At 66.7% G+C, this 9,752-nt stretch carries 8 protein-coding genes; 7 read left to right on the forward strand and 1 reads right to left on the reverse strand.

The window, feature by feature from the left end; genetic code table 11:
- Nucleotides 1-79: 79 nt before the first annotated feature.
- Both NX862_RS18715 and NX862_RS18720 read left to right on the forward strand, forming a co-directional pair.
- A complete protein-coding gene (locus tag NX862_RS18715; protein ID WP_264495465.1) occupies nucleotides 80-889 on the forward strand; it encodes a PP2C family protein-serine/threonine phosphatase in 810 nt (269 codons plus the stop codon).
- Nucleotides 882-3,281: a serine/threonine-protein kinase gene (locus tag NX862_RS18720; RefSeq protein WP_264495466.1), complete on the forward strand. Its 2,400-nt coding sequence runs from the start codon at nucleotides 882-884 to the stop codon at nucleotides 3,279-3,281. The genes NX862_RS18715 and NX862_RS18720 overlap by 8 nt, the downstream gene beginning before the upstream one ends.
- Before the next feature lie 36 nt (nucleotides 3,282-3,317).
- On the opposite strand, the gene NX862_RS18725 is transcribed toward NX862_RS18720, so the two are convergent.
- Nucleotides 3,318-3,770 carry a hypothetical protein gene (locus NX862_RS18725; protein ID WP_264495467.1) on the reverse strand — a complete coding sequence of 151 codons (453 nt, stop codon included), beginning with the start codon at nucleotides 3,768-3,770 and terminating at the stop codon, nucleotides 3,318-3,320.
- 365 nt (nucleotides 3,771-4,135) lie between these two features.
- On the opposite strand from NX862_RS18725, the gene NX862_RS18730 reads away from it, so the two are divergent.
- From NX862_RS18730 to NX862_RS18750, 5 genes are all read left to right on the forward strand, one after another.
- On the forward strand, nucleotides 4,136-5,077 hold the full coding sequence (locus NX862_RS18730; RefSeq protein WP_264495468.1) for a hypothetical protein: 942 nt from the start codon (nucleotides 4,136-4,138) through the stop codon (nucleotides 5,075-5,077).
- A gap of 188 nt (nucleotides 5,078-5,265) precedes the next feature.
- Entirely contained in the window at nucleotides 5,266-6,693 is a 1,428-nt protein-coding gene (locus tag NX862_RS18735; protein WP_264495469.1) for a mannose-1-phosphate guanylyltransferase/mannose-6-phosphate isomerase, read from the forward strand.
- A 22-nt stretch (nucleotides 6,694-6,715) separates the two neighbouring features.
- Nucleotides 6,716-8,167: a phosphohexomutase domain-containing protein gene (locus NX862_RS18740; RefSeq protein ID WP_264495470.1), complete on the forward strand. Its 1,452-nt coding sequence runs from the start codon at nucleotides 6,716-6,718 to the stop codon at nucleotides 8,165-8,167.
- Nucleotides 8,168-8,383: 216 nt separating this feature from the next.
- A complete protein-coding gene (locus tag NX862_RS18745) occupies nucleotides 8,384-8,959 on the forward strand; it encodes a lectin-like protein (protein ID WP_264495471.1) in 576 nt (191 codons plus the stop codon).
- Between the two features lie 215 nt (nucleotides 8,960-9,174).
- Entirely contained in the window at nucleotides 9,175-9,750 is a 576-nt protein-coding gene (locus NX862_RS18750) for a lectin-like protein (protein WP_264495472.1), read from the forward strand.
- Nucleotides 9,751-9,752: the final 2 nt, after the last annotated feature.

A 9,752-nucleotide genomic window follows, 5' to 3' on the forward strand; every position in this document is an offset into this window, starting at 1 on the left:
GCGCCCCCCGGGTGCGCCGCGGGATATCCGCGACCTGTGGCGCGCGCCTTGCGGTGCGGGCCCAAGGGAAGACCCTGCCATGACCCCGCCCTTTCCGATCCTCTCTGCGGCCATGACGCATCGCGGCATGGTGCGCGACCATAACGAGGACAGTATCCTGGCCCTGCCAGACGCCGGGGTCTGGATCGTGGCCGATGGCATGGGCGGGCATGAGGCGGGCGAAGTGGCATCGGGCATGATCACCGCCGCCGCAGCCACGTTGGGCCAGCCCACCTCGGCGCCCGATATGCTGGCGCGGCTGATCGACCGGATCGAGGTGGCGCATCGCAACATCCGCGACCATTCGATCAAGCTGGGCGGCGCCACGATCGGATCGACCGTGGTGGCGCTTTTGTGCCATGACGCGCAATTTGCCGTGGTCTGGGCGGGCGACAGCCGGGCCTATCTGTTGCGCGATGGCCAGTTGCATCAGCTGTCCAAGGACCACACCGAGGCGCAAGAGCTTTTGTCCCAAGGCATATTGACCCCCGAACAGGCCCGCGCCTGGCCGCGGCGCAATGTGATCACCCGGGCGGTCGGCGTCTTTGACCATGCCAATCCCGATACGGTGACGGGTCAGGCGCAGTCGGGCGATGTTTTCTTGCTGTGTTCGGACGGGCTGACCGAACATCTGCTGGGCCCCGATATCGCCGCCATGATGGCCCTGCCCGATCCCCATGCCACCTGCGAGGATCTGATCAATCTGACCCTTGCGCGCGGCGCCAAGGATAATGTCTCTGTCATTGTCGTGCGTTGTGGGCCAAAACCTGTGGGCAGCCGGCCCGTGACGCCGGACGACGACAAGACGGTCCCGAATCTGGGGGCAAAGGCAGGAATGACACGTGACTGACCAAGGCGCCGGACCCGATCCCACGACGCTCTCCAGCGGCGCCAAGATCATTGGCGGCGCCTATGAGGTCGAACGCCTGATCAAGGCCGGCGGCATGGGCGAGGTCTACCGCGGCCGCAACGTCCAGACCGGGCGCAATGTGGCGATCAAGATCATCCTGGCCAGCCTCGCCCGGAACGAGACCTATATGGCCCTCTTCGAGCGTGAGGCGCTGATCCTGGAGGAACTGGCCCACGAAGCCATCGTCCGCTATCAGCTTTACGCCGTCGACCAGACCACCGGGCGCCCCTGTCTGGTCATGCAATTCGTCCCCGGGCCCTCGCTGAAGGAACGCATGGAACAGGGGCCGATGACGGCGGGCGACATCCGGCTTCTGACCAAGCGCCTGGCCTCGGGGTTGGCGGCCGCGCACAACCACGATTACAAGGTCTATCACCGCGACCTGTCGCCCGACAACGTCATCCTTGAGGATGGCCGCGTCGAAAAGGCCAAGCTGATCGACTTTGGCATCGCCAAGGGTGGCGCGCAAAGTGCGGAAAAATCCATGCTGGCCGGTCAGATCGCCGGCAAGTTCAGCTATATGGCACCCGAGCAGCTGGGGCTTTTTGGCGACGAGATCGACGCGCGCACCGATATTTACTCGCTGGGGCTGATCATCCTTGGGCTGTTCCGCGGCAAGGCCGTGGACATGGGCAAGAACATCGGCGAGGCGGTGATGCGCCGCCAAAGCGTGCCGGATATTTCGGCCGTTTCCCCCGAGCTGCAGCCGCTGTTGCACTCCATGCTCAGCCCGCAGCCCGCCGACCGGCCCTTGAACATGGAAGCGGTTCTGCGGCTGTTGGACGAGGCCAAGCCCGTGCTGCCCCGCCCGATCGAGGCCTTTGACGCCGGTCCCACCGTCCTGACCCCGCGCCCCGAGGTCCTGCCGGGCCCCGAGTCTGTTCCCCCGGCCGAGCCGACCCCGCCTCTGGTGGCCGCTGCTATATCCCCCGCCGTGTCCCCCTCTGTGCCGGTCGAGGTGACGCCGCCTCCCGCAAGGGAGCCCACCCCGCCTCCCGTGACCCCGCTTCCTGTGACGCCGCTTCCTGAAGCCGAGGCCTTCGACCTTGAGGCGACGGTGATCAAGCGTCCCCCGGTCAAGGCGCCCGTCAGTGCGCCTGCCGCCCCTGTTCAGGCCGAGCCGGACCCCGCAGAGGACCCCGCCGAGGACAGTGACGGCCGCACCGTCGTGGGCCTGCAAAAGCCGCAATCCGCACCCCAATCCGGGCCGCCCGCGAGAGCCGAAAAGGCCGTCACAGAGCCTGTTTCTGCGCCTGTTTCTGCACCTGTTTCCCCGGCTCCCGAACCCCTCGGTCTGGGCGATCTTGACGATCTCTTGCCGCCCGCAAAGCCTGCCTCGCCCCAGAAATCTGCACCCCAAAAATCCGAGACCCAGAAATCCGGCGCCTTGGTGCCGCTTTTGGCTTTGGGCGTCGTGGCGGTGCTGGGCGGGGGCGGGGCCTATATGTTCCTTGGCGGCCCGCCTACGCAATCCGAACCCACCCAAACCGAACCCACCCAAACTGCGGCAAGCGAACCCGTCAAAGCCCCCGAACCCGCCGCACCCGCCCAACCAGAGCCTGCACCCGCCCCAGAAGTGGTTCCCGAAGTGGTTCCCGAACCTGTGGCTCCAGAGCCCGCCCCCGAACCCACTCAACCCGAACCCGCTCAACCCGAACCCGCGCCTGAACCCACGCCCAGCCCGGCCGAGATCCGCACCGCGGTTCTCTCTCAGCTGACCCCGCTGCGCGAGAGCCTGTTGGGCAGTTGCAGCTTTCTGCGGCTGGAGGGGTCCGATACCGCCCTGGTCCTGCAAGGTGTCGGCGCCAATGCGCAAGCGGCGCTGGACGGCATCACCCCGCCTCAGGGCGCAAGCCTGACCCGTCAGGCCCAGGGCTTTGCGCCCAATGATGCCTTTTGCGGTGCGGTCGAACTGGCCAACCTGCGTGATGCGCCGGGCGCAACGGCGCCGGTCCAGATGGAGGTTACGGGGTTGGAAGGAGCGGGGTTGGAGGTTACAGGTCAGCAGGGCGAGACCCTGAAATCAGGCTCTGAGATGGCCATTCGCCTGGCCGGCGCCGATGCCCATGCGCGGCTTTACCTGATCGGGGCCGAGACCGGGCGCATCACGCCCCTGCCCCTGTCGGAGGGGCGTGCGACGCTGCGGCTGGAGGTCTCGGGCGATCCCGCCTCCGAGATGCTGTTGGCGCTGTCGCCCGGGGTCGCCTTGCCCGAGCTGGAGGCGCTGGTGGATGGCCATTCCGCGGATGGCGCCCTGCGGCTGATCGCCCATGCGCTGCAAAAGGCCGGGGCAGAGGCCTCGATCGACCTTCTGCCCTTTACGGTGGAATAGGGCTTTGCGCCGCAACAGGGCCTGTTTCAGACCCTTTTACTGAACCTCGAAGCCCAGGCCCGGGCCGGCGGTGATGCTGGGGGCAGCCTCGCAGGCGGCGGCGTCGCCCGCGTCCTTGGTCGTGCAATCGCCGGGCGGGCCGGGATTGACCGTCACGGCCGAGATTTCCTCGCAATCCAGACCCGCAAGCTGGAATTGCACCGTGCTTTTCGCCCCGCCCAGGATCTCGGCAAAGCCCAGGCGGTAAAAGCCCGCGATCTTCTTGTCCTTGTCATAGACCGAGGCATCCAGGTGAAAGGCGGCGAAATCCGCCTTGGTCTGGTTGTCCAGCACGAACAGCAGCGCACAGGCGCCATCGGCCGGCAGGGTGGTGTTCAGCTCGATGCCAAGCCCCTTGTCCTGGGCCAGGGCCGCGCCCGAAAGGGCCATCAGGCCCGCCGCCGCCGCCATTGCCGCCTTCACGATCGCATTTGTCTTCTGGCCGAACATTCCGGGCCTCCCTGTCAATTCCTGGATCAAATCCTGCGCCCCACTCTAGCGGAGCCGGACGGATTTGCGCGAGAGGATTTTCACGGGGCGCGGCAAAGCCTGATCGGGGGGCCATCTGCGGTCGATCTTGGCCGATCTTGGCCGGCAAAGCTGATATGGGGGCCCATATCCGACCCCATATCCGACCCCATATCCGACATTGCCCCGCGCGGGCTTTCGGGGCACTATTGGCACCGGATCGCCGGGCCAAAGACCGCAAGCCCATGGCCGCGCTGGAGTGTCACGAGATGAGCCTTTCCAAATCCCGCCCGATGATCTCCGGTTTGCCCGTCTCACAATCTGGCGCGCAATCTGTATCACAATCTGTGGCCCTCCCCCACCTGACGCTCTCCCGCCTGACGCCGCAGGCCATGATGGCAGGTCTGGCGCTGATGGCGCTGTGGCCGGCGGGGCAATTGGCGGCCGAGGTCAGCCGTGATTTCCTGGACTACCTGCGCAATCCCGGCCCCGCGCCAGAGCTGCACTTCGCGGCCCCCGACCGCGTCGCCGTCAATGGCGTGAAGGCCCCCGCCCTGCCAGAAGCTGCCCAGCCCGAGAGTGTGGTGGCCGCCGCAGCGCCGACACCCGAACCCGCACCTGAACCCGCCCCGGCGCCCGAAGCCCTGCCGCTTGCCGCGGTTCCCGCCCCGCCCTTGGCCTCTGTCCCTGCGGCGGCCCTGGGGATGGCGCCCGCCCCCGCCCTGGTGGACAAGGCCCCCGATGCCGCCCTGGCCGCCCAGCCCCCCGCAGCCCTGGCGGACAAAGCCCCCCTGGTGCTGGCGGCCCTGCCCCCCGCCACGCTAGGGGCCCTGCCCCCGGTGACGCTGCAAGGCCAGCCCGTCGTCGTCCCCGAGCCCGGCTCGCCCGAGGCGCTGTTCGGCCCGACCCCCCAGGGCAAGGACCTGGTCCGCGCCGTCCAGCAACTGCTGAAGGATCAGAACTGCTATTCCGGCGCGGTGGATGGCGGGTTTGGCGCGGGCTCTGTCGGATCGCTGAACCTGTTTTACGACGCCAATCCGGCGCTGGCCCGCGAAGGCGATGCCACCGAAGCCGCCTGGCGCGCGCTTCAGGGCGAGGCGCTGAGCCCCTGCAAGGCGCCCTATGCCAAGCCCAAACCCGATCCCAAACCCGCGGCCCAGGCCTCGAACAAACCGGCCTCGAACAAACCGGCCGCCAGCACCAAGCCCGCCGCGGCGCCCAAACCGGCCCCCGCGGCGCCCAAGCCGGCGGCCACCTCGATGAGCAACCTGGCGGCAGAAGCGAACTGAGGCGCGAGTTGGGTGGGCGCCAGCCCCGCCCCCAAGCAGGGCGCGCGCGAATTTCGCAACCCAAACCGGCGCTTGACCCCCCGTCCCCGCCCCCCCATCATGGGCAAGGCTCCCCCGACCGGGGTGAAGTGCCCCAGCATGCGCCGACCATGATGGCGGGCGGAGATGGCGGGCGGAAAGGATATGCGATGATCACGCCGGTTCTTCTGTGTGGCGGCTCTGGCACGAGGCTTTGGCCGCTGTCGCGCAAGAGCTATCCCAAGCAATTCGTCGCCCTGACCGGGGCCGAAAGCCTGTTCGTCCAATCGGCGCGCCGGCTGTCGGGGCCGGGGTTCGCCCCTCCCCTGACGATCACCGGGTCGGATTTCCGCTTTATCGTCACCGAACAGCTGCAGGCCGCAGGCATTGATCCCGGCCCGATCCTGATCGAGCCCCGGGGCCGCAACACCGCCCCCGCGGTCCTGGCCGCCGCCCTTTGGGCCGAGGCCCAGGACCCCGAGACCCTGCTTCTGATCGCGCCCTCGGATCATGCCATCCCCGATCCCCAGGCCTTTCGCGCCGCGGTGGACCGCGGGGTGCCGGCCGCCCGCGCGGGCCAGATCGTGACCTTTGGCATCGCCCCCACCCATGCCGAAACCGGCTATGGCTGGCTGGAGCTGGCGGCCCCCCCGGGTGCGGCCGCCGTGCCCCTGACGCGCTTCGTCGAAAAGCCCCAGGCGCCCCAGGCCGAAGCGATGCTGGCCGCCGGCAATTTCCTGTGGAATGCGGGGATCTTCCTGTTCACCGCGCAGACCATGGTCGCAGCCTTTCAGACCCATGCGCCGGACTTCCTGGCCCCGGTCCGTGCCGCCCTGGCCGAGGCGAAATCCGACCTGGGTTTCCTGCGCCTTGACCCCGAGGCCTGGGCCCGCGCGCCGGAAAAGTCGGTCGATTATGCGGTGATGGAAAAGGCCGAAAACCTCTCTGTGGTGGCCTTCTCAGACGGGTGGAGCGATCTTGGCGGCTGGGATGCCGTGGGCCGCGAGATGGGCACCGATGCCCGCGGCGTGGCGCAATCGGGGGCGGTGACGGCGATCGACTGTCAGGACACGATCTTGCGGTCCGATTCCGAGGGGCTGGAGCTGGTGGGGATCGGCCTGTCCAACATCATCGCCGTGGCCATGAATGACGGGGTGCTGATTGCCGATGCCTCCCGCGCGCAGGATGTGAAGCTGGCCGTCGAGGCCCTGCGCAAAAAGGGCGCCAAACAGGCCGAAAGCTTTGCCCGCGATCACCGCCCTTGGGGGCACTATGAGACGCTGGCGCTGCATGACCGGTTTCAGGTCAAGCGGATCGTGGTGAAACCCGGCGCGGCGCTGTCGTTGCAAAGCCATCACCACCGGTCGGAACACTGGATCGTCGTCTCGGGCACGGCGCGGGTGACGATTGATGACGCGGTCCATCTGATGACGGAAAACCAGTCGGTCTATATCCCCTTGGGCGCGCGTCACCGGATGGAGAACCCGGGCAAGATCCCCATGGTCCTGATCGAGGTCCAGACCGGCGCCTATCTGGGCGAGGACGACATCATCCGGTTCGAGGATGTCTATGCCCGCGGGCAGGGCGCCAAGGGCTGAGAGGCGAAAGGGTAAGGGGCTGATGACACCGAAGTTTGGAACAAGTGGGTTGCGCGGTCTGGTGCGCGACCTGACGCCGGATCTGATCGCCGATTACACAAGGGCGTTTTTGGCTATTACAGAGACTGTTTCGGGGCCAACTCTGGGGCCAACTCTGGGGCCAATTTCGGGGGGCGGCGGGCCGCTTTACCTGGGCCGCGACCTGCGCGAAAGCTCTCCGGCGCTGGCGCTTGTGGTGTCACGGACCGCGCGAGAGGCCGGGGTTGATGTCGTCGATTGCGGCGCTGTGCCCACCCCGGCCCTGGCCTTGGCGGCGCAGGGGCATCGGGCCATCATGGTCACGGGCAGCCATATCCCCGCCGACCGCAACGGGCTTAAATTCTACACCGCGGCGGGCGAGATCACCAAATCCGAGGAGTTGGCGATTATCGAGGCCCTGGGCCAAATGCCCAACCAGACGCCCAATCAGACGGCCCACCCGCAAAAGGCCGGCACAGAGACGCATATCGACGCGGCCACCCCCTATGGCGCGCGCTATCTGCAGGCCTTTGGCCCTGCGCTGGAGGGGGCGCGCATCGGGCTTTGGGCCCATTCCTCGGTCGGGCGCGATCTTTTGGCGCAAACCCTGGGCGCGCTGGGGGCCAGGGTCACGGAACTGGGTCGGTCAGAGCATTTCATCCCCGTCGACACCGAAGCCGTCGATGAGGCCACCCGTCACCAACTTGGCCTTTGGGCCGCGTCACAAGGCCCGGATGCCGCGCCTTTCGACGCGCTCGTCTCTTTGGATGGCGATGCCGACCGGCCCTTGATGACCGACCAAAGGGGCCGCCTGATCCCCGGGGACATCCTGGGCCAGATCACCGCCGCAAGCCTTGGCGCCGATCTTGTCGTCACGCCGATTTCGTCGAATTCCGGCGCCGATGACCTGTTTGACACCAGGCGCACCCGGATTGGCTCGCCCTATGTCATTGCGGGTATGGCGGCGGAAACCGGCGCTGTGGTCGGCTATGAGGCCAATGGCGGCTTTCTTCTGGGCTTTGCGGCGCAGAATGGCCGCCTGTCCGCGCTGATGACGCGGGACGCCTTTTTGCCGATCATCGCGACCCTGGCGGCGGCGCGGACAGGGGGCGGCTTTGACCTGGCCGCCCGCGTGGCACAAGAGCCCGCGCGCTTTACCGCCAGCGACCGGATCGAACATATCCCCAGCGCCCGGGCCCAGGCCTTTCTGGGCGCGCTTGTGTCGGATGAACTGGCCCGCGTGGCCCTGCTGGAGGCGCTGTCCCTGCCAAGCGGACACATGATCGACACGACCGACGGTTTGCGCATGACGGTGTCGGGCGGCCGGGTCCTGCATCTGCGCCCCTCGGGCAATGCGCCGGAGTTCCGGCTTTACACCGAGGCGGCAAGCCCCGAGGCGGCCCAGGCGCTTTTGACCCGGGCCCGGGCGCTGATCGCGGCGGAATTGGCGGGCTAGGGGCGGGAGGTTTTGCGCGGAATTTTTGGGCGGAATTTCTGCACGGAATTTTTGGGCGAAAACCCCTTGGACGACAGGGTTTGCCCCGAAATCCATGGACGGCCCGAAACCTATGGACGGCCCCAAACCTTTGGGTGGCCCGAAACCTGTGGAAGGATTGACTCGGTTCGCAATTGCGCCAAACTGTTGGCTTCAGTCATTGGTGGAGTTGATTTCATGAAACTTCTGTCGCTTTCGATCCTGGCACTTGCCCTGGCGGCCCAAACCGCAGCGGCCGCACCGGTGCAATGGACCACGGGGTCCGGTGGCAATGGCCATTGGTATGAATTGGTCACAGAGCTCAGCACCTGGGTCAATGCCCGGACCTCTGCGGCGGCGCGGACCCATGCCGGGGTCAATGGCTATCTGGCCACGATCACCTCGGCGGCCGAACAGGCCTTTTTGAACACCGCGGTCAATCCGACTTCGGTCGCGGCCTGGCTGGGCGGGTCGGATCTGGCGCAGGAAGGCACCTGGCTTTGGGTGACGGAACCCGGCGGGCCGATCCCGGTCATCTATGCGAATTGGGCCACGGCAGAGCCGAACAACCAGATCGACACCTTTGGCTCGGACGAGGATTACCTTCAGGGCTGGCGCTTTGAAGTGACCAAGTGGAACGACAATCCCTCGGCCTATCCCTATGCCTATGTGGTGGAATATACCCCCGCCACGGTTCCGGTTCCGGCCGCCCTGCCCCTGCTGGGCGCGGGCATCGCAAGCCTGGTGGCCCTGCGCCGCCGCAAGAAGGCCTGAGGCGCGACGGGCTGAACGCAAAGGCCTGATCTGCGGGGCCTTCGGAAGCCGTCCCTTGGGGGGCGGCTTTTTTTGGGGCGGCTTTCTCCATCGCGGCACCAAAAGCGGAAAAACGGGTCGATTGCACCTGTCAGGCGCAGCGGAAGACGCCCTTTGATTGACTCGAATCGCATTCGGTTCAAAGTGGAGGCTTCAGTATTTTTGGAGTGTGTTTGATGAAACTTCTGTCGCTTTCTGCCCTGGCACTTGCCCTGGCGGCCCAAACCGCAGCGGCCGCACCGGTGCAATGGACCACGGGGTCCGGTGGCAATGGCCATTGGTATGAATTGGTCACGGAGTTGAGCACCTGGGTCAATGCCCGGACCTCTGCGGCGGCGCGGACCCATGCCGGGGTCAATGGCTATCTGGCCACGATCACCTCGGCGGCCGAACAGGCCTTTTTGAACACCGCGGTCAATCCGACTTCGGTCGCGGCCTGGTTGGGCGGGTCGGATCTGGCGCAGGAAGGCACCTGGCTTTGGGTGACGGAACCCGGCGGGCCGATCCCGGTCATCTATGCGAATTGGGCCACGGCAGAGCCGAACAACCAGATCGACACCTTTGGCTCGGACGAGGATTACCTTCAGGGCTGGCGCTTTGAAGTGACCAAGTGGAACGACAATCCCTCGGCCTATCCCTATGCCTATGTGGTGGAATATACCCCCGCCACGGTTCCGGTTCCGGCCGCCCTGCCCCTGCTGGGCGCGGGCATCGCAAGCCTGGTGGCCCTGCGCCGCCGCAAGAAGGCCTGAGG

This window comes from Stagnihabitans lacustris (assembly GCF_025950525.1).
Taxonomy (GTDB): Bacteria; Pseudomonadota; Alphaproteobacteria; order Rhodobacterales; family Rhodobacteraceae; genus Stagnihabitans.

Bases quoted from the DNA above. Each gene is read 5' to 3' on its own strand.
- NX862_RS18745 (WP_264495471.1), top strand. From the start codon at position 8,384: ATGAAACTTCTGTCGCTTTCGATCCTGGCACTTGCCCTGGCGGCCCAA.
- NX862_RS18735 (WP_264495469.1), top strand. From the start codon at position 5,266: ATGATCACGCCGGTTCTTCTGTGTGGCGGCTCTGGCACGAGGCTTTGG.
- NX862_RS18740 (WP_264495470.1), top strand. From the start codon at position 6,716: ATGACACCGAAGTTTGGAACAAGTGGGTTGCGCGGTCTGGTGCGCGAC.
- NX862_RS18715 (WP_264495465.1), top strand. From the start codon at position 80: ATGACCCCGCCCTTTCCGATCCTCTCTGCGGCCATGACGCATCGCGGC.
- NX862_RS18750 (WP_264495472.1), top strand. From the start codon at position 9,175: ATGAAACTTCTGTCGCTTTCTGCCCTGGCACTTGCCCTGGCGGCCCAA.
- NX862_RS18725 (WP_264495467.1), bottom strand. From the start codon at position 3,770: ATGTTCGGCCAGAAGACAAATGCGATCGTGAAGGCGGCAATGGCGGCG.